This window comes from Anaerostipes rhamnosivorans (assembly GCF_005280655.1).
Taxonomy (GTDB): Bacteria; Bacillota; Clostridia; order Lachnospirales; family Lachnospiraceae; genus Anaerostipes; species Anaerostipes rhamnosivorans.
On the sequence record NZ_CP040058.1, the window covers coordinates 3,399,277 to 3,425,192 of the forward strand.

24 protein-coding genes are annotated in these 25,916 nt (G+C 43.5%); 8 read left to right on the forward strand and 16 right to left on the reverse strand.

The genetic code is table 11. From position 1 onward, the window contains the following. The first annotated feature begins 118 nt into the window (after positions 1-118). Positions 119-1,123: an HD domain-containing phosphohydrolase gene (locus AR1Y2_RS16820; RefSeq protein WP_137330008.1), complete on the forward strand. Its 1,005-nt coding sequence runs from the start codon at positions 119-121 to the stop codon at positions 1,121-1,123. A 212-nt stretch (positions 1,124-1,335) separates the two neighbouring features. Here the strand turns inward: AR1Y2_RS16820 and AR1Y2_RS16825 are convergent, their stop codons facing one another. The 13 genes from AR1Y2_RS16825 to AR1Y2_RS16885 all read right to left on the reverse strand — a co-directional run bounded on the left by AR1Y2_RS16825 (position 1,336) and on the right by AR1Y2_RS16885 (position 16,118). After that, positions 1,336-1,995 (reverse strand): transaldolase family protein, encoded by a 660-nt coding sequence (locus AR1Y2_RS16825; protein ID WP_175403685.1) that lies wholly within the window; start codon positions 1,993-1,995, stop codon positions 1,336-1,338. Between the two features lie 13 nt (positions 1,996-2,008). Next, the gene (locus AR1Y2_RS16830; protein WP_137330010.1) at positions 2,009-2,974 is read right to left on the reverse strand and encodes a sugar-binding transcriptional regulator; all 966 of its coding nucleotides are present in this window, start codon (positions 2,972-2,974) and stop codon (positions 2,009-2,011) included. 112 nt (positions 2,975-3,086) lie between these two features. Continuing rightward, entirely contained in the window at positions 3,087-3,464 is a 378-nt protein-coding gene (locus AR1Y2_RS16835; protein WP_137330011.1) for a YxeA family protein, read from the reverse strand. A gap of 197 nt (positions 3,465-3,661) precedes the next feature. After that, a complete protein-coding gene (locus AR1Y2_RS16840; protein ID WP_137330012.1) occupies positions 3,662-4,975 on the reverse strand; it encodes an ATP-binding protein in 1,314 nt (437 codons plus the stop codon). 25 nt (positions 4,976-5,000) lie between these two features. Then, on the reverse strand, positions 5,001-6,971 hold the full coding sequence (locus tag AR1Y2_RS16845) for a DUF2207 domain-containing protein (RefSeq protein ID WP_137330013.1): 1,971 nt from the start codon (positions 6,969-6,971) through the stop codon (positions 5,001-5,003). A 23-nt stretch (positions 6,972-6,994) separates the two neighbouring features. After that, positions 6,995-7,549: a LemA family protein gene (locus tag AR1Y2_RS16850; RefSeq protein WP_137330014.1), complete on the reverse strand. Its 555-nt coding sequence runs from the start codon at positions 7,547-7,549 to the stop codon at positions 6,995-6,997. Between the two features lie 60 nt (positions 7,550-7,609). Then, positions 7,610-7,963 (reverse strand): hypothetical protein, encoded by a 354-nt coding sequence (locus AR1Y2_RS16855; protein ID WP_137330015.1) that lies wholly within the window; start codon positions 7,961-7,963, stop codon positions 7,610-7,612. Positions 7,964-8,483: 520 nt separating this feature from the next. After that, positions 8,484-9,026, reverse strand: coding sequence for an NADH peroxidase (locus tag AR1Y2_RS16860; protein ID WP_137330016.1), 543 nt, complete (start codon positions 9,024-9,026; stop codon positions 8,484-8,486). Positions 9,027-9,484: 458 nt separating this feature from the next. After that, positions 9,485-10,174: a M23 family metallopeptidase gene (locus AR1Y2_RS16865; protein WP_243118791.1), complete on the reverse strand. Its 690-nt coding sequence runs from the start codon at positions 10,172-10,174 to the stop codon at positions 9,485-9,487. Between the two features lie 57 nt (positions 10,175-10,231). Beyond that, positions 10,232-11,317, reverse strand: a complete 1,086-nt coding sequence (locus tag AR1Y2_RS16870; RefSeq protein ID WP_175403686.1) for a helix-turn-helix domain-containing protein — start codon at positions 11,315-11,317, stop codon at positions 10,232-10,234. Between the two features lie 499 nt (positions 11,318-11,816). Further along, entirely contained in the window at positions 11,817-12,419 is a 603-nt protein-coding gene (locus tag AR1Y2_RS16875) for an ECF transporter S component (protein ID WP_243118792.1), read from the reverse strand. Between the two features lie 138 nt (positions 12,420-12,557). Then, positions 12,558-13,871, reverse strand: coding sequence for a hemolysin family protein (locus AR1Y2_RS16880; RefSeq protein WP_137330019.1), 1,314 nt, complete (start codon positions 13,869-13,871; stop codon positions 12,558-12,560). A gap of 288 nt (positions 13,872-14,159) precedes the next feature. Next, positions 14,160-16,118: a DUF2207 family protein gene (locus AR1Y2_RS16885; RefSeq protein WP_243118793.1), complete on the reverse strand. Its 1,959-nt coding sequence runs from the start codon at positions 16,116-16,118 to the stop codon at positions 14,160-14,162. Positions 16,119-16,491: 373 nt separating this feature from the next. Between AR1Y2_RS16885 and AR1Y2_RS16890 the strand changes: the two genes are divergently transcribed. From AR1Y2_RS16890 to AR1Y2_RS16920, 7 genes are read left to right on the forward strand one after another with little or no spacing between them, the layout of a single operon-like run. Further along, the gene (locus AR1Y2_RS16890) at positions 16,492-16,938 is read left to right on the forward strand and encodes a beta-alanyl-CoA:ammonia lyase (protein ID WP_137330020.1); all 447 of its coding nucleotides are present in this window, start codon (positions 16,492-16,494) and stop codon (positions 16,936-16,938) included. A gap of 39 nt (positions 16,939-16,977) precedes the next feature. Further along, the gene (locus tag AR1Y2_RS16895) at positions 16,978-17,370 is read left to right on the forward strand and encodes a hotdog fold domain-containing protein (RefSeq protein WP_137330021.1); all 393 of its coding nucleotides are present in this window, start codon (positions 16,978-16,980) and stop codon (positions 17,368-17,370) included. A gap of 16 nt (positions 17,371-17,386) precedes the next feature. After that, complete coding sequence (locus AR1Y2_RS16900; protein ID WP_137330022.1) at positions 17,387-18,565, forward strand: CaiB/BaiF CoA transferase family protein; 1,179 nt, start codon at positions 17,387-17,389, stop codon at positions 18,563-18,565. Positions 18,566-18,586: 21 nt separating this feature from the next. After that, positions 18,587-19,741: an acryloyl-CoA reductase gene (gene acrC / locus AR1Y2_RS16905; RefSeq protein WP_137330023.1), complete on the forward strand. Its 1,155-nt coding sequence runs from the start codon at positions 18,587-18,589 to the stop codon at positions 19,739-19,741. 13 nt (positions 19,742-19,754) lie between these two features. Then, positions 19,755-20,546, forward strand: a complete 792-nt coding sequence (locus AR1Y2_RS16910; protein WP_137330024.1) for an electron transfer flavoprotein subunit beta/FixA family protein — start codon at positions 19,755-19,757, stop codon at positions 20,544-20,546. A gap of 13 nt (positions 20,547-20,559) precedes the next feature. Next, the gene (locus tag AR1Y2_RS16915) at positions 20,560-21,597 is read left to right on the forward strand and encodes an electron transfer flavoprotein subunit alpha/FixB family protein (RefSeq protein ID WP_137330025.1); all 1,038 of its coding nucleotides are present in this window, start codon (positions 20,560-20,562) and stop codon (positions 21,595-21,597) included. Further along, positions 21,594-22,733 (forward strand): acyl-CoA dehydrogenase family protein, encoded by a 1,140-nt coding sequence (locus AR1Y2_RS16920; RefSeq protein WP_137330026.1) that lies wholly within the window; start codon positions 21,594-21,596, stop codon positions 22,731-22,733. The genes AR1Y2_RS16915 and AR1Y2_RS16920 overlap by 4 nt, the downstream gene beginning before the upstream one ends. Positions 22,734-22,823: 90 nt before the next feature. Here the strand turns inward: AR1Y2_RS16920 and AR1Y2_RS18195 are convergent, their stop codons facing one another. The 3 genes from AR1Y2_RS18195 to AR1Y2_RS16935 form a co-directional block, all read right to left on the reverse strand. After that, positions 22,824-22,946: a hypothetical protein gene (locus AR1Y2_RS18195; RefSeq protein WP_282432089.1), complete on the reverse strand. Its 123-nt coding sequence runs from the start codon at positions 22,944-22,946 to the stop codon at positions 22,824-22,826. A 468-nt stretch (positions 22,947-23,414) separates the two neighbouring features. Next, positions 23,415-24,287 (reverse strand): MerR family transcriptional regulator, encoded by an 873-nt coding sequence (locus AR1Y2_RS16925; protein WP_243118794.1) that lies wholly within the window; start codon positions 24,285-24,287, stop codon positions 23,415-23,417. A gap of 634 nt (positions 24,288-24,921) precedes the next feature. Then, entirely contained in the window at positions 24,922-25,797 is an 876-nt protein-coding gene (locus AR1Y2_RS16935) for a MerR family transcriptional regulator (protein WP_137330028.1), read from the reverse strand. Positions 25,798-25,916 lie beyond the last annotated feature (119 nt).

The window sequence follows — 25,916 nt, forward strand, 5'->3', positions numbered from 1 at the left end:
TATCTGCAAGATAAGCAGATCCTTCTGGATCGTCTGAAAACCGCTTATGACAATTTTGCAGGGATTTAAATCGCTACTCCGCATTGATATATAACTGTTTATGAAAGGATAGGCTGCTATGCACAAACTATTAATCATTGATGACAGTAAAACCGTCCTGAATCAGGCCATGATGCTTCTCAAGGATTTTTATCATGTCTTCCCTGCCATCTCAGGCTCAACGGCACTAAAGATATTAGAGCATCATATACCGGACCTGATTCTTCTGGACCTGTTGATGCCGGAAATGGATGGACGGGAGTTTTTCATCCTCTTAAAAAGCCGTCCGGAACTTTCTGATATTCCGGTCATTTTTCTAATCTCAGATACGAATGACCAGACCGAGGCAGAATGTATTTCTCTTGGGGCCTGCGATTTCATCAGAAAACCAATCATAAAAGAAGTTCTTCTGAGCAGAGTGGAAAAGACACTGGAGCTTTTTGATTACCGGCGTGACTTGCAGCAAACGCTGGATGAGAAAACCCGACAGATTGAGACAGCCTATATTCAGACCATGGCAGCTCTTGCCAACACCATTGACGCCAAAGACCCGGATACTAATGGACATTCCATAAGAGTTGCCTACTACTCCGGCCAGATCGCCCATCAACTGGGATATTCAAAAGAGGATTGTGAAAATATTTATTTTATTGCATTGCTCCATGATGTGGGAAAAATCGGTGTTCCGGATTCGGTGCTCAAAAAAAGAGACCGGCTGACAGAGGAAGAATACGAACTGATGAAACAACATACGACCATAGGTGCTCACATCTTAAAGGATATCAAAATGCTGCCGGGGCTTTGTGACGGAACACTTTACCACCATGAACGCTATGACGGAACTGGTTATCCAAACGGCCTGTCAGGAGAAGCAATACCCAGAATCGCACGTATCATCAGTGTAGCTGACACATTCGATGCTATGACTGCCACCCGCTGCTACCGAAAGGGTATGGATCCTAAGATCGCACTTGAGGAATTAAAACGCAACCGCGGCACACAGTTTGATCCGGAGATCACCGATACCTTTTTAGAGATTGCAGATGGATTGGAGGTATCAAATCATGAGGCTGATCTTATGTGAGTTTGAGATCTATGATACATGGAGCATCATGGCATCCCTGAACTAGATAGCCAAGCTGACTTCCTCGTCCTGTCTTCTGCGCACCGGAATTATCCTTCCTGTGGGGAGAAGCTACTCCAAACAGGCGAAAGAAGCTTTTAAGATTTGGAGTATCAAGGCCATATAAAAAGAGAAAAGGACAGTATATCTCGTCCTTTTCCCTTTTGCGGTCATCAGTCTAAATCCAGATGATCTTTCCCCGTATATTTTTCCCATGCACTAATAAAATCTTCTGACGCACTGACTGCATTTTTATTGTTCACGATCTTTTCAAATAAGTCTGGCCCGACGGTGACTGCGTCAATTCCTCCCACAAGCAGTTCCTTGACCTGGGATAAGTTTTTAAAGCTTGCAGCGATTACTTTACAATCAATTTTTTGTTCTTTAAATACTTTCTGGATCTCAAGAGCTACCTTAACTCCGTCCATCTCCAGATCACAAATCCTGTTTACATAAGGAGCTACATAGGCTGCTCCGCAGTTTGCTGCCATCAACGCCTGCTGCACGGAATAAATAGCTGTGGCAAGCGTATCGATCCCTTCATCTTTTAACAGCTTGATGGCACGCAGGCCATTAGGAGTCGCCGGTATTTTTACCACAACTTTTTCTCTCAATGACATGAGCTTTTTGGTTTCCTCAATGATCTTATCTGTTTCATCTGAAATAACCTGTAGGAAAAGTACCTTTCCTTCCGGGACGGATGCCGCAAGTTTTTTGATCTCAGCGCCGTCTTTGACAATGATCGTAGGATTGCTGGTAACCCCTTTTACATTGTATGCTTCTACATAGTTTTCAATTTTTTCATAATCTGCACTGTCTAAATAAAATTCCATGATTTCTCCTTTTTTATAAAAGCTGTTCTGCGGTAAGACTGTCAGTGACCAGCACATTGATCAATCCTGTCTTTGCAGCAGCTTTTATGGCTTCGGTTTTTTCTGTTCCATAGGCTGCCCCGATTCTTATGGGTATATCCTTCAGTTCTTCTAAGGTCAGCCCGATCATCCGACGATCAAATCCGCTTTCTAATGCCTTACCCTCTTTTGTATAGACACGTCCTGCGATCTCCCCAATCCCTCCCTGCCGTGCTAAACTTAAGATCAACTCTGAATTTTGTGAATCCAGAGCCGCAATGGAGGAAGCGCTGGTCATTGTTCCTATTCCAAAAACTCCTGCCTGACAGCTCCTTGCCCTTTCCAGTGCCCTTTTGATTTGAGGCTCTTCCATCAGGAGCTTTTTCATCTCCAGACTTTTGACATACATGGGCGCAGGAAGGTTATGGCCAATTCCATGCACCATCTCCGCCAATTTTGAACAGAGCAGATTAGAATAACTCAGTGCAAGACTTCCTGGGTCAGCTGTTTCCGGCATGGCCGTTCCAAGCAGCGGAACAACCCGGATCCCATTTGCCTTTATGTTTCTACCCATTTTCTCGGAATCAAACGTGTCTATAATCTGTTTCATCGTATATCCCCAGGTAACACCCAGCGATATATTATTTTTCATGACCCTCGACAGATAAAGCCCAGCCGCTCTCGCGACCAGATATCCTGAATTGGCCTGATCCGCTGAAGCTGCGATGACCGCTTCCTTCAGCGGATATTTTTTCTCCAGTTCTTTTTCCAGCTCCATAGTGTTCTCTGCCGGGAAGTCAATGATGATCTTTACATAACCTTCGTTTTTTGCTTTTGTTAAAGCTCTTGATATTGTGGTTCTTGAAACATTCAGCCTCTTAGCAATCTGTTCCTGAGACATCTCCTCTTTATAATAAAAGTCCACAACTTTCATTAAAAATCGTTCATCATTTTTGCTCATAGTACTATCGATCCTTTTTGTGTGCACATTTGACACATGAATCACATTTGTTCATGTTGGATTTATGATATCATTCTGTTTCTGCACCGTCAATATGAACAATTTCACATATTCAGCTATCTTCTGTGTCGATCTTCATCAAAGCTTTTTCGGGTACTTCTTTCTTTTCTACTTCCTCCCAGCTTTTCACATCTTTATCTCTATTGGATACTATCCCATAAATTACCCTTAGGTAAGCCCCTTTTTTGATAGGTTCTTCGTCGGTCCCATAGAATTCTAACTTTATCGATTTGCCATTTTGATCAAATCCATTCAGGCGGTACAGGTAATTTGAGTCTTCTCTGCTCTCTGAAATTGAAGTGATCCTTGTGTAATATTCCTTGCCCGTATGATTTCTCTGTTGCAGATATCGTCTTACAGCGCCAGCCCCTGCCAATATAACAATAAATATAAAAATTACGGATAAGATTACAGTTGATATAGTTCTCATAGGTAACCTCCTGTCTATGTATGTGTTTTTATCAATGCTGTCTATATCTTAGTACACATTCTGGCGTTTTTTATCTTTCTGCTTATCATACATATAGATCAGCGCAAACAACAGGCTTGCCTGAATGTTCGTTGAAAAACACCCAAGCAAGCCTAATATCTTTGCATTAATTAAATTATTTCTATCAGATAAATCTTTTATCTAAGACCTTCCGCTCCCATCAAATAATTGACAAACTGCTGTGCGGTCCTTCCGGAGATTCCTCCATGGGATAGTTCCCATTTATTTGCCTCTTTGCAGAGCTCCTCGTCAGACATGGTAATACCCTCTTTTCTGGCCAGCTCGATGACAATATGGAAATACTCCTTCTGGGTAGGCTTGGCATAGCTGATGGTGACTCCAAACCGGTTGACCAGAGAAAGCTTTTCTTCCATCGTATCGGATTTATGGATTCCGTTCAGATTCTTTACATCATCTCGGTCGCTCCATGTCTCCTTGATCAAATGCCTTCTGTTGGATGTGGCATAGATCAGGATATTCTCAGGTTTTGTCTCCACTCCGCCTTCGATCACCGCTTTCAGGAATTTGTATTCCACCTCAAACTCTTCAAAGGACAGGTCATCCATATAAATGATAAACCGGTAATTCCGGTTTTTAATATGTGCAATCACATTGGACAGATCCTTGAACTGATGCTTGTAGATCTCGATCATCCGGAGTCCCTGGTCATAATACTGGTTGACGATAGCCTTGATACTGGTAGACTTTCCAGTACCACTGTCTCCGAACAGCAGGACGTTGTTGGCTTTCCTTCCCTGCACAAAGGCCTCTGTATTGTCTATGAGCTTCTTCTTCTGAATCTCATAGCCTACCAAGTCATCAAGCGTCACCTTATCCATGTTGTTAATGGCCCGGAATGCGATCTCACCGCTATGATTTTCTTCAATCCTGAACGCTTTATTGAGTCCGAACATTCCCACGCCATAGGCCTTATAAAAGCCTGTCACCACCTGGAAAAACTCGTGTTCATCCTTAGTCCCTTCCAGTTTTCTGCTCAGTGCCTGGACCTTCTCGCTGACATTTTTATTGTACATAAGCTCCGGTTTTCCGATCGCTTTGTAGTCTGAGAGCCGGCTGAAGCAGTCTACCCCAAGATATGACTCGATCCTTGAAAAGTCATAATCAAACAGCTCTTTAAAAGCGCGGAAATCATTTTCTGCAAAATAATTTACGCTTCCGTCCCTGGCTCCCACCTTTTCACAGGTGATACTAAATGGGTTTTCGTTGGTGATCAGCAAAAACGTCAGGTAGTTATGCCAGAGATTCTCGTCAAACCCATAATCTGTGGCCACCTGAAGGATCCTTTTGATCTGCCTGAACACCCTTGTGGTCAGGACCTCTTTGGATTGGCTTTCTTCATCCATGCAGCGGAAAATATCACTTAACTGCATCAAAATAGAATCCGGCTCCATGTCGCCGTATATGAGTAACTTTGAAACATTTTTATACATTTGTTCCTCCACCTTTCATGTTCTTCTACCAGCTTCCGCCGCCTCCGCCGCCGAAGCCGCCCCCGGAGAATCCGCCCCCTCCAAAGGAGCCGCCTCCAAATCCACCTCCGCCTCCAGACGATGGCTTCGGAGGTTCCGGGACAGACAGAGTGCTTGCTGCCTGTGCCATGTTACCCATGAGACAGCGGTTAAAGATGTAATAATCAAAAAATGTGAACTGACGGTCTGTCACATACCAATCCGGCGCAGCCAGTCCGAGATCCTTCAGCTTCTCCGCAAACACATCAGAGAGCCCGAAAACATAAGCATACGGCATGATGTGGTAAAACAGCTGAGGCTGGTCTTCTGCTAGTGCTTTCATCCTGTCCAGCTCCGCTGTCTCGATAAAATCACGGAGCCCGGCCAAGTGTCCCATCCATTCAATACACTGGTGTGTCCTCTTTTTCATAAATCCTGTCATCAGGATCATACCTGCAGTCATAACCAGCACGGCGGCTAAAACCCAGATATAATTGAATATCTCATCATTCCTTACACGGACAACATAGCTTCCGGTATAAGCTGCCGCAGAAAGAAAACTTGCCGCCAGAGCCCAGAATACCCACAGCTTTCTGCTCTCCCTGCTTCTGGCATACCAGCCGTCCACCGCTGTGGTAAACAAGAGCATTCCGCCTAATACAAGGATCCACAATACGATCTCAACGATCATTCTTGGGATACCCGTATAAGAATAAACACTTGAGACAAGCATAAACAGGCCCAGCGGAAGTGCTGAGAGTACCATGGATATTCCTCTTGCTGCTCTTGAGGATGTGGTATAAATATTAAACTCCTTCTTCCTTCCGAAAAACCCAATCAGTTTATTTTTAGCCACCTGCAGAGTATCTGCATATTTGTATTTCAGATCGTCAATCTTGACCTTATCCTTACCGTCAAACAGGTTGTCAAACATGATCCTCTGATAGCCAGGTGCTGTACTGGCAAGATCGGCCTTTTTATGGAATATGAGTTTTCCTTTCTTTTCTTCAATCTTAAGATATCCCCGGTCAGCCCAGTAAAGGATCAGGGAAAGCAGATCTTGATCCTGCACCTTTCCGTCGATAATATAACCTACCCCCGCACTATCCAGTCCGTCCGGCGGCTGATATTGTATGGATGGAATGATCTTCTCATCCCTTCCGAACATAAGAAACAGACAAAGCACAATACCAAAAATAATAACGGAGGGGATCAGGATCATCCATGGAATCCCGGCGACCTGCTGGCTTCCTTCAAAATATCCAGCATCCAACCCGGCAAAGCAGGTCAGCCCGCTGCCAAGCGGAAGGCTCTTCTTTAACGTGCCCGTCACTGTCATGTTTTCTTCATTTTTGTCAATGGTGAGAACGTCTTCTGCGTTCTTTGTGGAACCGTATTCTCCGTAATAAAACTTCAGCCGGCCCATGTCAAATTTTTTGGGAAACTTTATGGTAAACCTGCTTCCTGCAGGGATCTCATTCTTCCACTGTGTGGGGAATATATTACAGTAGATGTTATCGTAACTGCTCTTCTGAAACTTTGGATTTAGAAGATATTCAAACTTATAATTGCCTTCCCATACCGTCGTATCCTCATCTCCGAACCTGAACACCTTGTTTCCTTTTTCACTGCTCACACTCACAGTCTCATTGGATCTCAGCATATCCAGAGGCGCATAATATGGCACCTTTTGAAGAACGCCGTTTTTGTCATAGGCAGATACAGTTCCTTTATTAGGTACATACCGGTATATCCCATGCCGCGGCTCCGAAAATTTCACATTGATTCTTTCTGTGATATCATAGGATCCGTCTTCTCCTACCACAACCTTTGTCTGGTACTGTTTTGTCCTCATATAAGGGTCCGACTCAACCTGCGATGGAGAAGGCCCAGCTATGCTTTCAAACGCAATCCCTCCGCAGATACATAAGACCAGCAGAAGGACAGCGGCGAAGCCGGAGCTCCATAATTTTTTCATAGTGACCTCCCTGTGTCAAAGCATTAAAAAGAAACTTTTACATTCTCCCGTTCTGCCTCATCACTGATTTCGTATAATGGTTTTCTCCTAAACTTAAAGATACCTGCTACGATATTGCCAGGGAACATTTCTGCCTTGGTGTTGTACTTGTTGACAACGCCGTTGTAGTATCTTCTGGATCCTGCGATCTCCTCCTCGATCCTCTGAAGCTGTTCCTGCAGCTGAAGGAAGTTCTGGTTGGCCTTCAGATCAGGATAAGCCTCCGCAACTGCAAATAAGGAACGCAGTGCTCCTGTCAAGACATTTTCATTGGCCAGACGCTCTTCCGGATTGGAGGCGCTCATTGCCATATTTCTGGCGGACACTACCTTTTCCAGTGTTCCTGATTCATGCTTCGCATAACCTTTGACAGTCTCCACGTAGTTTGGGATCAGATCGTACCTTTTCTTCAGAGAAACGTCCATCGCAGAGTATGCCTCTTCGGTTTTGTTTCTTAAAGTGATAAATCCGTTATACGAGCCTACCAGCCAAATTGCCAGTACCGCAATAATTACTATAATAATGATTAATGCTGCCATTGTTATTTCCTCCTTTAGTTTTAATAATTCCAGTATAACACTAAATAACTTTACAGGAAACTACAGAAATGAACCGCGCAGCTTTAAGTGGAGGACAATATTTTTTTCCCTTCCGTGCTCATCCTCGGCTTTGAACATGATCTCTCCAGGAATATAATGGTCAAAGCACAGCTTCTCCGCTGTGATCTGATAATTTTCCAGCCAATCCCCCGGTATGCGCCTGTCAATTCTTATACTCTCTGTTCTTATTTTCCCTGGAATGCCCTCCAGCAAAACCTCAACTCTGCCACTGTTTGAAAGAACTCCTGCCCATCCTAAATGGCTGCAGATACAGTAAAGTCCCTTTCTCCCATCAGACTGGCTTGCTAATTCTACCATTCTTGAACGAATCTTCTCTCTTTTCAGCATCTCCATTTTTCACCTCATAAATTAGTTTTACTTAACTTTTTCGCATATCTTATTCCTTAGTATGCTCTTCATAGATGCCAGAATAACTTTTCCGGCGTGTATGCCGTTTCTGCCGGCGCAAACAGCGCAGCATATTTTTAAGATATTCATCCGGTCCCAAACATGTGCAGAAAAATTTTTATAAATCCAGCTGTTAAACTTCCGGAGCCTTACTTTACCGCATCGGTAGTTTTTTATGGAATAAAGCGGGCAAATCCAAAAATACTTCCTACTCTCTCACTCTTTAAGGGCCTTATCTACTCAAAAAATAGGACCGGAAAAATTTCCGGTCCTAAATGGATAAATATGAAATAGAGGAATAAATTCAAGAAAAGTGTATGGCATGTTCTACATGATTTCCGTTCAGCTCTTAGAATGCCTCACTCCAATCATGTAGAACATGGACGTAGTGTCTGCTGGAGAAGGGATTCTATCAAAAGAAAGGTGCCGCTTTTGGGTATATGTTTTTGTCCGCTGCCTTCTCGTTCTACCCGAAGTATCTCTTTAACAGGCCTTCAAAGGCTTTTCCATGGCGGGCTTCATCCCTTGCCATCTCATGAACGGTGTCATGGATCGCATCTAAGTTCGCTGCCTTTGCTCTCTTTGCAAGGTCAAACTTTCCTGCTGTAGCACCATTCTCTGCTTCTACTCTCATCTCAAGGTTTTTCTTTGTGCTGTCTGTTACGACTTCTCCAAGCAGTTCAGCAAACTTTGATGCATGCTCTGCTTCTTCTAATGCTGCTTTTTCCCAGTATAATCCGATCTCCGGATATCCTTCTCTATGTGCCACACGGCTCATTGCAAGGTACATACCTACTTCAGAGCATTCTCCTTCAAAGTTTGCTCTTAAGTCTGCCATGATGTCCTCGCTGGCTCCCTGTGCCACTCCGACTACATGCTCAGCTGCCCATTCTCTGTCTCCTGTCTGCTCTTTGAACTTCTCTGCAGGAACTCCACATGTTGGACATTTCTCTGGTGCTGTTTCTCCCTCGTGAACATATCCGCATACTGTACAAACCCATTTCTTCATAATAATGATCTCCTTTGCTTACTAATCTATGTTGTGTTATTTTTCTTTCCTATCCAAGAATCTCAGTAACAGTAATTGTTATTGTTTTCTTGTTGAGATAATAATATCATCAAGCTTTTTATCTGTCAATAACTTTTTTGAATTTTTTAAATTTGATTTCCTTACTCAACTTTTTTTAAGCCATAATAGTTTCTTATATTTATGAAGAAGACAAAATATAAAGATTTTTAACCTCTTGTTATTGAATGCTTAAATATCCTAAGATATTTCTAAGGTTTGTTTATACTTCATTTATAATTGTTTATTTTTTTAACATTGAATCTGTCCTTCGTTCTGCTATACTTTAATTACAGTTTTTCATATATTTTAATCCTCTCTTTTCATTAAATATAGGACAAGGGTGTTTTAAGATCACTGGCTTTAACCAGTTGTTTTAAAACACCCTTGTCCTATATTTCTCAAATCTCATTGCTCACTGTCTGCCCCACCTCAATATATGGTGAATTACATTGATCCCCCCGTTCATTTAAGTGTCTGTCATCGAAGTTCCCAAAGTTGTGGGTATTCTGCACTATGATATCTTTAAATTTAACCGGCAGTCCCGGCGAAGAATAAAAACTCTTTCCCCGCTGTACCTGGAAATGGAGATGCGGCTCTGTTGTGTTGCCTGAATTACCGCACTCCGCAAGTTTCTCCCCTCTCTTTACAGACTGGCCCACGGACACAAGTATACTGCCAGGTCTGAGATGGGCTGACAGGGAGTACTCATGATCTAAATGTCTGATCAGGATGTAGTTGCCTCTGATATCACGGGCGTCACATGAGACAGCTCTATTTTTCGTAACCTTACTGTCGGGATTCCCATCACCGACTTCTGCAATCATACCATCAGCCGGGGCTAAGATCTCTTTCCCATAACAATAAAAGGACCTTACCTCTGTCTCTTCTCCTGTAAAACTATTCCCATCTCCATCCAGTATAATAAAATCATAGGCGTACCTTTGTGTGGGAACTTCCCATGAGTGGGAAGTCCTTTTCGTGACACCGCCGTTTGCCACAGCCCATTTACCGTGAAATGGCAGTGAATATATCATTCTTGAATCATTATTATTAATATCCGGAAGCTTCCCTTTATATTTATGTCTCAAAACAAAGATTCCCCATATCTGCTTCAATGATTGCAAAATAATAGGACCGTTCATCCCTTACCCAACCTCCTTTACCACTCCCGATGGTCTTGAAAACTTATTTTTATACTCCTTTACCAGACTTTTATATTCTGGATTGTTCCACAAGAACGATAGCTCTTTTTCTGTCTCCATCTCCTTTAGAATAGCAGGCAACAAATCGACATTATAATTTTTGATCTGGGTTTCTGATAATTTCAGATGTTTATACAGCGGGGACTGGGTGATATTCCATTTTTTCTGTATGGTATCAAGTGCATCCCTATAGATTGAAAGACATGTCTGTGTATCCTGTCTATTTACCGCAAGCTCAAGCTGGGCCGCGCGCGATGTGCAGTCCATGATCTCAAATTCTTTCGTTAAGGCTTCATACTTATCAGCGTAGTATTGTGCATCAGCGTATCTTTCATTACGGATCGCCGCCTTTGTCATACCCATTAAAATAGTTTGTATATCAACTGCAGTCTCCGCAAGTTTTGACTCATAAAGCTCGCAAGCGTCCTCATAACGTTCCAGTTTCATAGAAAGCCTCGCTGACATCAGCCCTTTGTCAGGAGAAGACACGGGCAGCTGCTTTATCCGTTCTTCCGCAAGTTCATACTCACCGCGTCCAAAATGCGATTCAATCAGTGCAGACAGAGCTTGAGCAGAAATCAAAGGATCACCGCTTTTGGCAATACGGCAAAAGAGTTTATTGAGCTCTCCTTGATAATCCTCCTTATTTTGTATGACAAATAAATCCAGTCCGTTTTTCAGATCAAATGCCAGCGTGTAAATCAGCAAGTCGCAGGTTGGGTACTCTGAGATTTTCTGCATGGCGGTTTGGAACGCAGAATCAAATCCCTGTTTCTTCATAAGAGCATAAAGTTCATCGGACAGATGCTGGATTTCGGTCTCCTGCAGATCTTCTTTAAAAGACATTAAAGTATTCAGATCTGTTTTCAGCAGTCTTGCCAATGCAGGCAGTATTGTGATGTCAGGAAATGTATTGCCGTTTTCCCACTTGCTCACAGACGGAGTGGACACGCCTAAATATTGGGCTATCTGTTCCTGGGTAAACCCTTGCTCCCTGCGCTTTTGCCGTATTGTCTCATTTATTTTCATTGGCAGCCTCCTAAAAAACTCTATAACGTTCCATATGACAATCATACTAAATCACTTACCTTTGCACAATAACGCATCAGCTAACTTATCATGTAATAAAATTGCCTGTCAGTTAAAATGAAAAACCGTTTCATAAGAGTTTTCTAAGATTTGTTTATATTTCGTTTATAATTGTTTATTTTCTATACATTGTATCTGATGAAGATTCTGATATACTTTAATTATAGTTTTTCATATATTTTAATCCTCTCTTTTCATTAAATATAAAAAACAGGTTCCGTCCAACCAGCGGAACCTGTTTTTTTGTTGTTAATTACATCAGCTATTTACCACTATTGGAGAAGGCATTTCAAAAATGCGACGGAAATAGTGGTGAATAACTATCGTAGGATGGCACCTTCTGTTTAACTGTCATCCTTATCCAGCAGACACTACGTCTATGTTCTACATGATTGGAGTGAGGCATTCTAAGAGCTGAACGGAAATCATGTGGAACATGTCATGTATTTTTCAACGCCTTATGGAGCACCCTGGCAACCGTTCCTCCTACAATGGAACCTGCCAGTATCTCGATCACTGCATTCACCCCTACAAAGGCGCAGATAAACATCAGCGGGTTCAGATTGCCCATCGTTGAATTGAGATTTTGAAAATACTCCGTATTCCAGTAACAAAGTACCATGACACCCATAAAAAATACGGTGTTCAGAAACGGAGCACAAAATCCTGCTACATAGTAATAGGAAGTCTTTGCCTGTCCGCCCCGTTTCAATGTTTTAAAAATTACTCCGGTCAGGAACCCCATCAGCGCCCTTGTCGGAACTGCCACCAAAAATGCATAAAACGGATTGATTCCCACAAGAACTGCACCAAATGGATTCATTCCAAAAAATCTTGCAAAACTGATGAGCCCGAATGCCAGCCCCAGGACTGCACCGGCTGCCGGTGAGAATATCATGGCTCCCACCCCTACCGGAATTGTAAGCAGAGAGACTTCAAGTAATCCAAGACGTAGATATCCCAGCGGCGTAAATGTCATAATAAAAATGATGGCTATGAACAATGCGATCTGCACCACTCTAAGAACTTTTTTGTTTCCCACTTTTTCATCCTCCTGTATTTCCCTTTATATTACCACGCTGTTTGCGGGTTCCACAAGTTCTTTTGGAAAAACACTCCTATTCCTTTCCGCTTCTGTCATTCCGCCGCCAGAAAAACATTCGTCATTATTCTTTTTCTTTCACTCGATCTTTTTTAGCTCTGCTTCCTGAATCTTTCTGTCTCTTATGTTCTTTACATGAATATGGAGCCCATAGACTTCCAATTCAAACACTGCCCCGTCCTTTGGAATGGAATGAAGCTGGCTGAAGATCAGGCCCCCCAGTGTGTCATAATCCGGGTGTCCGGGAATCTCCAAACCCAGCTCCTCCGCTATGGTGTCCAGCTTCACTGCCCCGGAACATCTCCACAGGTTTTCACTGACTTTACTGATCTCAGGCGGTTCTGAGGGATCAAATTCATCATAGATATTTCCCACGATCTCCTCCAAAAGATCTTCCATAGTAATAATACCGCTCACTTCGCCGTACTCATCTACCACAACCGCAAGATGAATCTTTTTCTTCTGCATATCTTGAAACAGCACAGAGGAAGGAATCGTCTCCGGAACAAAGTAAACAGGGCGCAGCAGTTTATCCAAAGGTGTAGACCGCCCTTCATTCTGGCTGATCAGAAAATCCCTGGCATTGAGTATTCCCCTGATGTCATTTAGATCTTTTTGGTAAACCGGAAATCTGGACAGTCCGCTGTCCTTGATTGTGTGTAAAATTTCTTCCCTGGACTGCTCCAGATAGATGGCTGTCACCTCAGAGCTGTGGGTCATATGATCTCTTGCCGTTGTATCCCCCAGTTCAAATACATTTTCTATCCACTCTTTCTCCTCGCTGTCTATGGTACCCCTTTCCTCTCCCAATTCCATCATCAGCCGGATTTCCTCTTCTGTCACTGTGTCTTCCTCTGCCTCCGTTTTCATATGGAGCACTTTGAGAACCACATTGGTAGAAGCCGACAAAAACCAGACCACAGGCTTCATGACCAATGCCACAGCGGAGACAGCACTGCAGGAAATCTTCGCTGCCGCAAGAGGCTTCTGCATGGCGATCCGTTTTGGAACAAGTTCGCCAAAAATCAGTGTAAAATAGGATAAGATCAAAGTGATCAGAATCACGGCGATTGTGTCCAATGCAGAAACAGAAATGGACGTGAACCCTATATCTTCATAAATCCACTTTACAAAATACCCGGAGAAATTATCGGCTGCGAAAGCGCTTCCCAGGAATCCAGCCAGTGTGATCCCAATCTGTATTGTCGAGAGAAATCCGGATGGTTCCTCCACAAGTTTTAACAGCTTCCCAGCTTTTTTATCTCCTTCTTCGGATAGTTTCTTTACCTTCGCCCCATTCAGAGAAATAACAGCAATCTCTGCCATGGCGAAGAAAGCATTTAACAATATCAAAATAATCTGTACCAGTAACTGTGCGGCTATTTTATTCAATTTGGCACACTCCTTTTCTTTTTCATATTAAATCTATACGCCAACAGATACCCTAAATCATCTGCGCATATGGATATGAAGATACGAAAAGGCGCAATCCGCCATTGTATCAAACAGCAGACTACGCCTGTATATTATATGATATAAATTGTTTGCCGAATCACTGTCGTCAGCTTCGTCCATAACTTCTCTAATACCTCTTTCTGAATTAAGTAAGCTTATTATACGGATGCTTATGAGAAAAGTCAATATTAGTCAGACGAAAATATTCAAAATGCTGTCTCTCACCTACCAGCTGCCGCCTCCGCCTCCTCCAAAGCCTCCGCCTGAAAAACCACCTTTGTTTCCGCTGGCTGATCCTCCTCCAGATGCATTTACAGATGACGGCTGACTCAAAGAGACTGCGGCAAACGAAAGATTCCCTGCCATACAACTTAACATGATACCAGCATTCCAGTTTTTTATTTCATATCCAGCATGATACCAGCCCGGGGCAGGAATTTGCAAAGTCTTCAGCTTCTCTGCAAACTTGTCATAAAGACCAAATACATAAGCATAGGGCATGATATGATAAAATATTTCAGGCTGGTCTTCTGCCAGTACTTTCATACGGTCAAGCTCTGCAGTTTCGATAAAAAAGCGCAGCCCTGACAGCTGTCCCATCCACCGGATACATTTTGAAGTCCTTTTTTTCATAAAACATGTCAGCGGCATCATAATTGCTGATACGGCTAAGACAACTCCTATTTCTACCGAATAATCAAATATTTCATTTTGGGATGCCTTATATGTATAAAAAACAAAGTAACATATTTCTGATAAGTAAAAAAGAGCCGCGCCTCCTGCCGTCAACATCATTCTCTTTTCTCCGGAAAAAGAGTACCAGCCGTCCACTCCCCTGCAGCAAAAGTACATTCCCATACCCATTCCAACGCATAATAATGCCTGAACTACAACGCCTACGGCCGTCATATAAGAATAATGACCTGTAAGAACAGTAATCCAGATAACTGACAGTAATGTGCATAGGAAAGCTGCTTTCTGCAGCCTCCATGATGGCTTGGTATAGATTCCGGCCTTGCTTTGGCCATCAAATCTCTGTATCAACTGCGTTTTGGCGTTTTCCATGGTGATCCAGAAATCATTTTGCAGTCCGTTCAAGTAGACAGATTCCTGGTTCCGAAACAGCCGCCGGAATACAGTCTGCTGATAGTTTGGCGCATCTTCCGGAAGTTCCTTTAGTTTATGCAGAGTTATAAGATATTCTTCTTCCTCTTCTATCCACAAGTTGCCCCTGTCGGCCCAATACAGTACCAATGAAAGGATGTCCTTGTCATCCGCAATTCCATCAATAACATATCCTACAGCTGCGCTGTCCATATCCTGCGGAGGTTCAAACTCTATGGAAGAAATGATTTTTTCATCCCTGCCAAAGCACAGATACAAGACTACAAGCACTGCAAGAAGAATAGTCGGCGGAATCCAAAGAAATAAAGATATTTCTGGTTTTTCTTTAATTTCTGTAAATCCCTTCTGTATCTGTCCAGAAAAACAGGTAATCCCGCTGCCCGCAGAAAGATTTCTCTTCAGCGTTCCGGTAACAGTGTTCTCCTTTGTATTCTTTTTTAATTCTATCAAGTGATCAGCACTTTCTGCTGATCCATAGGCCCCATGATAAAACTCAAGCTGATCTAAGTCTGCGTTTTGGGGAAAATGGATCGTGAAACGGCTTCCCTTAGGTATATCATTCTTCCACCTGGAGGGATAAATATTATAATAGATGTACGGGAATGGCTGCCCCTGCCGTTCAGGAGTCAGCCGGTATGTAAATTCATAATCACCTTCCCGGACCGTTTTATCACTGTGGCCAAAACGAAATACCTTTGCCCCGTTCTGCTTAGATTCAGATATATCACTGTTTGGCAGTTCAAGCTCCACCTTTGCGAGAAAAGGGAATTTTTCTATATTATCGCCCTTTTTATACGCCACAAATCCTTTATCAGGTATGTACCGATAAATCCCATGCCTGTCCTCCGAAAACCTCACTTTAATCTGTTCTGTTACTATATAAGAGCCCTTTTCATCCACTTCGATATCAACATCATAGGTCTCTGTTTTCATATATAAATCTTTTTTTATATCTGGATCAATCTCTTCCACAAGGCGGTCAAAATAGCCCGCCTTTACAAACAATATGGCCAATATCATCAGCAGAGGAATGAATTTTTTGAGACTAAAACTTTTCATATACGGCTTCGTTCCTTTCTGTCATTTTTTATACCATATCTCATTTTTATTCTCCTTTATACCCATGTTTACGGTTGATTTTATTATATCATTTTTGGTTTGTTATTGTCTAAAATACAACATAAATATGGGATTAAAACTCTTCCCCATTTTTATGCCTTAGAATCACATAACAGTATAAAAACCATCCGGCCATTCTGACAGATCCCTGATTTTTCTCAAGAGAGCCAACTCTCCCCCGCTGGACAGTTGGTTTCTTTTTCTCTCAACATTACATAAAAACTCTTAAAAACAGCCATTGACTGTGCATTCACCGGATGGATTATAGTGATATTAAGATCAAAATTCATATTGCCACAGGAGGTAGAAAATTATGAGAACAGAAGCATTTTTAAGTTACAAAATGACGACGGCAGATGCAGGCAGTCCGGAGGGTGTGATCCCGGTAGGCAGACAGTTTGATTTCATCGGAGATGTAGAGACAGAGCTGATGATCTTAAACGACGGAGATGAGTCTCTTTGCCTTGGTTATAACGATGTAAAATTTATGGAAGATGCTTATGTGGGAGACCAGCTGGACTTTAAGGCAACCATGGTCAAGGTAGGAAACACATCAAGAACCTGTCTGATCCAGACATTTAAAGTCGCAACTCCCGCAAAAAGACTTGGTATTGAAGGTGCCAAGGACGGAGATATGTACTATTTTGACGAGCCAAAACTGATCACTGAGGGAAATGTGATCCTCGTAGTAAAAAAAGAACTTCAGAGAGGCGCACAGCCGGACGGAACCGTCAAAGATCCATGGAAAGCAATCGATTAATCTTGCATATAGGAAATGAAAAATCAAGGAGGTCATGATATGAGCGAACAGACAGTAACAATGAGATACAGAATGTCAAGCAGAGATGAATTTTACGGCGGAGGTGTAGTAAACGGTGCGCGCTCCATTACTTATATGGGAGACACCGCAGACCGCCTGATGGCAAAGGTGTGCGGCAATACAGGAAGATGCTGCCTTGTAGAAAAGATCAGATTATATAACCCTGTATTTGCTGGGGATTATATGGAATTTATCGCAAGAGTGACAAAGACTGAGGGCAACAAAGTATATATCCAGTGCCGTTCTTTCAAAGTAGCCCAGATTCCAGAGAATCCGGAATTTGAAAGTTCCATTGATATGCTGGACGATCCGGAAATCTCAACTGAAGCATTTTTTGTTTATGAAGTGCCGGAACACAAAGTAAAAGCTTAAATAAAAGGAGGATCACATGAAAGCATTAGAAGGCGTTAAGGTCCTGGATCTGACACACGCATATAACGGACCGTTCTGCACTACCCTGCTGGCAGACAACGGAGCAGATGTCATCAAATTTGAGCCGATCCAGGGAGACCAGTGCAGGAGCTGGGGACCGATCGATGAAAAAAGCGGAGAGAGTGGATTTTATGCATTCTTAAACCGAAATAAAAAAGGTGTCACTCTGAACCTTAAGAATGAAAAAGCGAGAGAAATCTTTTATGACTTAGTAAAAGACGCCGATGTGGTTGTTGAAAACTTCCGGGCCGGTGTATCTAAGAAATTAAAGGTGGATTATGAAACATTAAAGGAGATCAATCCAAGCATCATCTATGCTTCTGGTTCTGGCTTCGGTCAGTACGGACCGCTGTCTAACCGTCCGTGCTATGACATTGTAGCCCAGTCTATGGGTGGTATGGTAAACATGACAGGATTCCCGGACTCCCCTCCAACGAAAGTTGGGCCTTCTATCGCTGACAATGTAACTGGTATTTATCTGTGTGTGGGAGTTTTGATGGCGCTGTTTAACCGGGAACGGACCGGCCGCGGACAGCAGGTGGATGTGGCTATGGCGGATACCATCTTCAGTCTGCTGGAAAATGCCATTGTTACCACAACAATGGACGGCGTGATCCCACAGCGTCAGGGAAATATTGATCCTTCTATTGCCCCATTTGATATCTATGAGGCAAAAGACGGATATATTGCAATCGGAGTGGGTAATGACCGGCTGTTTAAAACCTTCTGTGAAACCATTGGCAGAGAGGACCTGCTTGACGATCCACGTTATCAGACAAACGATCTGAGATGTAAAAACTACACAAACGGCTTGCAGCAACTTATCAGTGAATGGGTTGCCACCAAAGGAAAGAAAGAGATCGAAGACCTGTTTGATAAAGCAGGCATCCCCTGTGGTCCAGTGCTGGATATGCAGGAAGCCATCGACCATCCGCATTTCCAGGCAAGAGAAATGATGGTACATATGGATCATCCGACAATCGGTGAAATGTATTTCCAGGGATGCCCAATTAAGTTGACAGAGACTCCTGGCAGCGTAGACACTCCTGCCCCTCTGCTCGGACAGCACAATAAAGAAGTATTTGGACTGACTGATGAGGAACTGGAGTCATTAAAGGCCGAAGGCGTAATGTAATTAGGAGAGCAGGAGGTAAAAATGGATTTTAAACTGACAGACGGACAGGAAATGCTGAAAAAGACAGTCCGTGAATTTGCTGAAAAAGTTGTAGGTCCCAGAGCTGAAGAGGTGGATCAGACCGGGATCTTTCCGAGAGATACATTTGAGCAGATGGCAAAGCTCGGATTTACAGGGATCGGAACCCCAGAAGAATATGGCGGAAGCGGGGGCAATGACATTGATAAAGTGATCACAGTGACGGAGCTTGCAAAAAAATGCGCGGCCACTGCTGGTATTTTATCCATCCACACCATCTTTGCTTCTGTACTTTCAAAGTTCGGCAACGAAGAACAGAAGAAAAAATATCTCCCCGAGGTAACATCCGGCGGGCACCTTGCCGCCTTTGCGCTGACAGAACCGAATGCAGGCTCTGACGCTGCGGCAGTAAGGACAACGGCTGTCCTGGATGAAGAAACCGGGGAATATGTATTAAACGGTACCAAATGCTTTATTTCCGGAGGAGGCCAGGCCAAGTATCTTCTCATTTTTGCCCTGACTGATCCAACCAAGGGAGTCAAAGGCCTATCCTGCATTTTAGTGGAAAAAGGCACTCCTGGATTCTCTGTAGGTAAAATTGAAAATAAAATGGGAATCCACGGTTCTGAGACCGCTGAATTGATCTTTGACCAATGCCGGGTTCCAAAAGAAAACCTTGTAGGAAAAGAAGGAACAGGATTTAAGATCGCTATGACAGCTCTGGACGGAGCCAGAATCGGTGTAGCTGCACAGGCATTAGGAATCGCGGAAGGTGCACTCGATGAGAGTGTCAAGTATATGAACGAAAGAGTTCAGTTCGGAAAACCGATCAAGGCACTTCAGGGACTGCAGTGGTATATTGCAGATATGGCCACAAAAACTGAGTGCGCAAAATGGATGATCTATTATGCTGCCTATTTAAAAAGTACCGGCAAACCCCATACAAAAGAGGCTGCCATCGCTAAGCTAAACGCTGCTGAGACTGCAAGATTTGTCACCAATCTCGCTCTGCAGATTCACGGCGGATACGGATATATGAAAGATTATCCTCTGGAGCGTATGTACAGAGATGCCAAAATCACAGAAATATATGAAGGTACTTCTGAGATCCATAAGGTTGTGATCTCAAGGGCTGTATTAAATTCTAAAGGAAAGTAATGGGAGGGAAAGCATGAAGATCATTGTATGCGTAAAGCAGGTTCCGGATACCAACGAAGTCCGGATCAACCAGGAAACCGGGACACTGATCCGGGAAGGAGTCCCAAGCATTATCAATCCGGATGACAAAAATGCATTGGAGGCTGCCCTTGTCCTGAAGGAACAGACAGGAGCCGAAGTCTCTGTAGTGAGCATGGGGCCTCCCCAGGCCGCAGATGCGTTAAAGGAAGCCATCGCTCTGGGTGCAGACCATGCATATCTGGTGAGCGACCGGGCTTTCGGAGGATCCGACACATGGGCCACCGCAACGATCCTTGCGGCAGCTATTGAAAAGATCGGCAGTTATGACCTGATCCTCTGCGGAAGACAGGCTATTGACGGTGATACCGCACAGGTAGGACCCGAGATTGCTGAATTTCTTGGCATCCCGCAGATTACTTATGCCAAACATATCGAGTATGACGGGGAAGCCCTGAATGTGACAAGATTTACGGAAACAGGAGACTATAAGATCCGGGCAGAACTTCCGGTGCTCCTGACTGCCATCAAGGAACTGAATGAGCCCAGATTCCCAACCGTACAGGGAATTTTCAGAGCTTATGACGGGGATGTGGAAATTAAAATACTGGGCTTATCCGACCTGGATGTAGACCAGACCCAGATTGGACTTAAAGGTTCTCCCACCAACGTATACCGTTCCTTTGTCCCTGTTAAATCCAAGCAAAGTGAGATCATCGAGGGAAGAACGGATTCAGAAAAAGCGGAAACCCTCATTGACAAGCTTCTGCAGGCAAATTTGATTTAAGGAGGACATAAAAATGGAACGAGCAAAAGTAAACCAAGGTATTGACCTGAGTGCATATGAGGATGTCTGGGTCCTTGGAGAACAAAGGGAAGGTAAGATCCAGCCCGTTACCATCGAACTGATGGGAGAAGGCCGGAAACTTGCAGATCAGCTTAAGAAAAAACTTGCAGTTGTCATTCCCGGATATCAGATTGAACAGGAAGCCGAGAAGCTTCTTCACTATGGCGCAGATGTCGTTTACTATATGTCGCATCCGCTGCTTAAAAGCTTCTCCACTGATGGCTATACATCCGCTTTTGTACAGCTGATCCAGGAGAAAAAACCTGAGATTGTTCTGGTAGGTGCAACATCTATAGGCCGTGATATCGGACCGAGGATCGCCGCCCGGCTTGGAACAGGGCTTACGGCGGACTGCACAAAGCTAGAGATTGATAAGGAGGACGGAAAGATTCTTCAGACACGGCCTGCTTTCGGAGGGAACCTTATGGCCACGATCGTTTGTCCAAAGAACCGTCCACAGATGTCTACTGTAAGGCCTGGTGTCATGGAGAAAGCAATTCATCAGGAAACAGTCTGCGGTACATTAAAGACCTTTATTCCTGACCTCTCAGAAAATGATATCAGGGCAAAACTGATTGAAATCATTAAAAAAGAAAAGAAACAAGTCAATCTGACCGATGCACGTATTATCGTATCTGGCGGAAGAGGGCTTAAATCCGCAGAAGGTTTCGAGCTTATCCGCCAGCTGGCAGATGTTCTCGGAGCGGAAGTAGGTTCCTCCAGGGCGTGCGTGGAAGCGGGATGGATCGATGCCTCCCACCAGGTCGGACAGACCGGAACCACAGTACGGCCGGACATATATATTGCCTGCGGTATCTCAGGTGCAATCCAGCATTTAGCGGGCATGAACGAATCAAAATATATTATTGCTATCAATAAAGATCCAGAGGCACCGATCTTCGGAATCTGTGACTATGGAATCGTGGGAGATTTAAACGATGTGATCCCGGCGATGATCGCTAAGCTCACACAAAAGGAGGTTTCAATATGAATTTTCAATTAACCGACCAGCAATTATCTATCCAGAGTATTACAAGGCAGCTGGCTCAGACAGAACTGCTGCCGAACGTATTAAAAGATGACGAAGAGGGAAGATTTCCTGAGAAAGCTTATGCAAAGATGGGACAGATGGGGCTGATCGGCCTTCCGTTCCCAAAAGAATACGGCGGCCAGGGTGCTGATTATCTGTCCTATGTACTGGCTGTAGAAGAGATCTCCAAGGTGAACTCCTCTGTGGGAATTGCTTATTCCGTATGTACTTCCCTGTTCTCCGGCGGCCTGATCAACTCTGCCAGTGAGGAGATCAAAAAGAAATACCTTCCTGATGTCTTGTCAGGGAAAAAGATGGGTGCTTTCTGTCTTACAGAACCGGAAGCAGGTTCCGACGCCGCAGGTTGTAAAACAACTGCCCTTTGGGACGGAGAGGCTTATGTCTTAAATGGCCTAAAATGCTTTATCACTAACGGACCTCTGGCCGATTATTTTCTTGTTTTCGCACTGACAGATCCGGAAAAGAAAACAAAGGGCCTGTCTGCATTCGTTGTTGAGAAAGCAATGCCTGGAGTTTCTGTAGGAACCATCGAAAACAAATGTGGTATTAGAAGTGCGCAGGTTTCAGAGATCATCTTTGAAAATGTGAGAGTTCCGAAAGAAAATATGGTTGGCGAAGAAGGCAAAGGCTTTGCTGTAGCTATGAAGGATCTGGACGGCGGAAGGATCGGTGTGGCTGCCCAGGGACTGGGTATCGCAAAAGGTGCTTATGAGATCGCAGTACAGTATCTGAAAGACCGCCAGCAGTTTGGGAAACCTCTGTTTAAGAATCAATATCTGGCATTCAAGATGGCAGAGTTGTCCGTACAGATCGAGCAGGCACAGTACATGCTCTATAAAGCTGCCATGGACAAACAGGAAGGACGTAATTACTCCATCTCTGCCGCTAAAGCAAAAATGGTATGCACTGATGCAGCTATGCAGGTTTCCCAGGAAGCTGTACAGATGCTCGGAGGCAATGGTTATATGAAAGAATACCATGTAGAGAGAATGATGAGAGATGCCAAGATCACACAGATCTATGAAGGAACTAATGAGATCCAGAAACTTGTGATCAGCGGAAGCTTATTCAGGTAACATATAGGTACGGTAACAACAAAGAGGTACGGCAGCCCCCTGCCGCACCTCTTTATTTTGTATAATAATATTAATTACAGCATTGTATGATCAACAGTATACATTATAATCCTTATAAATTTCAGAAAACACCTGCTCTGCAGGTTTTGAACGCCCTTCCAGCATATCCGTATATCCCTTTTCTAACTCTTCATTTATCTGTTTTTCTGTCATACTTGTCTCTCTCCTTTCAATCACATAATACTGAATAATCCTTCTTTTAATAAAATAATAACATACGAAATAAAGAATTCTACTGAATTCCAAATTATTTTTAAAATCTCATCACATTCTTTTCTCTTATCGTATGAGAGTCATTCAATCGTTAGCTGGAGATAATTGAAAAAATCACAACAGATACAAAGCTTTCAAACTGGCGAAAATGGATAAAAACTATCGCAGGATGGCATCCCGTATTTTATATCCTTCGGATGGACGTAATGTCTGCTTGAGAAGGTCTTCTGTCAAAAGAAGGGTGACACTTTTCAAAAGTTATTTACCACTATTGGAGGAGCGCATTTCAAAAGCGCGACGGAAATAGTGGTAAATAACTCATGACATCAAAACGCTCCGCGAGGATGTACACAAAATATGTAGGGAAATGATTTGACCTTATCAAATCGCATTAGACGCTCAACGTTGTCAAGCTCTTGTGACAGGAATGATAATCTTGGTAACATGTTCATTTTCATTGCGCAGGTCTACAGGAGAGATGATAAATTCCTCTGATACCGGGCCTGCTATTTTATAGTGGTTTTGGTTGATCCACTGAATGATCTTGATATGGGTTTTGATAACATCACTGTATGGACCCACATGGAACGCAGTTGCTGCCCGGAAACCGCCGAACTTTCTGACGTGCGGGGAAGAGCTTTCCTCCACCTGGATGCCGAATTCTATGTCACAGTCTTTGGATAGAAACTGGTCCAGCAGCTCTGTGTAATAGGTGACAGTGATCGGTCCGCAGACTTTTAGGCCATGTCTTGAGACTTCATCATTAATCTCTACCCAGCGCTCCAGGGAGACTTCATCGTTGTGGTAGGACTGCATGATCTTACGGGAGTGGTACAGATTCACTTCAGGCACCTCTTTGACGGAGATCGCCTCCAGCTCACCGGCCTGGATCTTTTTTAATTCATCGTCATAGAGGTGAAGGATCTGGGCGCCTTCTTTTAATCTCTGAAGAAACTGCTCTCCTTCAAAATATTTCTGATTCAGGTTTTCTATTTCTTTTTTAATACACACCAGCTTATCTTCAATCTTCTGCTCCAGATTTTTAACCTGGTCCGCAGAAACGATCTCTTTGATCTCCTTAATAGAAAAACCCAGCATACGCAGCTTCCGGATAATAGAGATCGTCACCATCTGATCCTTGCTGTAGTAGCGGTATTTGCTCTCCGCCTTACGGATCTCCGGTACCACGAGCTTGATCTCATCATAATAACGAAGTGTTTTAATCGACGTATTACAAGTGGCTGCCACTTCGCCGATAGAGTAATATTGATTTCTGTCCAAAATAAAGTCCCTCCACTCAAATTTCATATACCTTATCGTGCGCAGCACGCCCACCCGAAGGGTATAAGACACGGGATGCCCTATTGGGTATACCTTATCGTGCGAAGCACGTCCACCCGCAGGGTATGGAATACGGGATGCCCTTTTGGGTATAACCTTATCGTGCGTAGTGCGCCAAGCCCGAAGGGCATAAAATACGAGCTGCCCTATTGGGTATAAGAATATTATACCTTATCGCGTGAAGCGCGTCCATCCGAAGGATATAAAACACGGTGTGCCCTGTGGGAATGAGTTATTTACCACTATTTCCGTCGCGCTTTTGAAATACGCTCCTCCAATAGTGGTAAATAACTTTTGAAAAGTGTCACCCTTCTTTTGACAGAAGCCCTTCTCCAGCAGACATTACGTCCATTTTCTACATGATTGGAGTGAGGCATTCTAAGAGCCGAACGGAAATCATGTGGAAAATGTCATACCCACAGGGCACACCGTATTATATACCCTTCGGGTGGACGTGCTGCGCACGATAAGGTATAGAAATTTCCTCTGACATCAAGAGAGCCATCCTGCAGAAACTATCAAAGTATCTGCAGGATGGCTCTCTTTCTTTACTGGATTAAAAAATAAAAACTTCTTACTCCTTCTCCACCGGTACGATGATCTTCGTGACCCTCCGGGTCTCATCATTTACATCCAGGGGCGAAAGGATAAATTCTTCCGTGGCCGGTCCGACGGTCTTATAATCGTGCTTTTTGATCCACTTGATCAACTGGATATATGTACTTGAAATATCCTCATAATTCCCTATATGAATCACCGTGGCCGCAAGCATTCCGCCGAAAGGACGGATATGATCAGCAGGCCTTGACTCCTCCACCTGGACAGCGAATTCAATCTCAGAATCCTGGGACAGGAATTTATTGAGTATATTGCTGTCATAAAAAGTGACATATACCGGACCTACTATCTTACAATTCATGGTCTTGGCCTTATCCATGATCCCCAGCCACCGTTCAAGAGAGATCTCTGAATAATCATAATCCTTCATGACCCGGCGGTCATATAAAAGATGAACCTCCGGAATAAATTCTACAGAGACCTTCATCTCATCGGAACGGCTGTCCGACAGCTCTTCAAGGATATCAATACCACTCTGAATTCTCTTCAGAAAATAGCAATATTCCGTGTATCGGTTGATGCTCTCCTCAATCTCTTGTTTCATAGATTGAAGTTTAATCAGCATGTTTTTTTCAAGTGCTTTGGCTTCATTTTCAGAAACGATCTCCTTGATTTCTTTTAAGGAAAACCCCATTTGTTTCAAATTCTTAATAATGACTACCGTGATGATCTGCCCCTTAGAATAAAGGCGGTAATGAGTCTCCTGATTTCTCTGGTCCGGAGTAAACAGACCGATCTCATCATAATACCTCAGTGTTTTCTGCGGAATATCGCAGATTGCCGAGAGTTCCCCTATGCTATAATAAGGCTTGTCTATAAAAATAAGAAACACCTCCCTCAGTACATTTTTTACGCCATTGCTATTATACCAAAAACCATCGGTTTAATATAGGGTGACATAGATCTTTTGTATATTTGGCAACGCAGAAAGAACGCTGAAATCCACAGCGT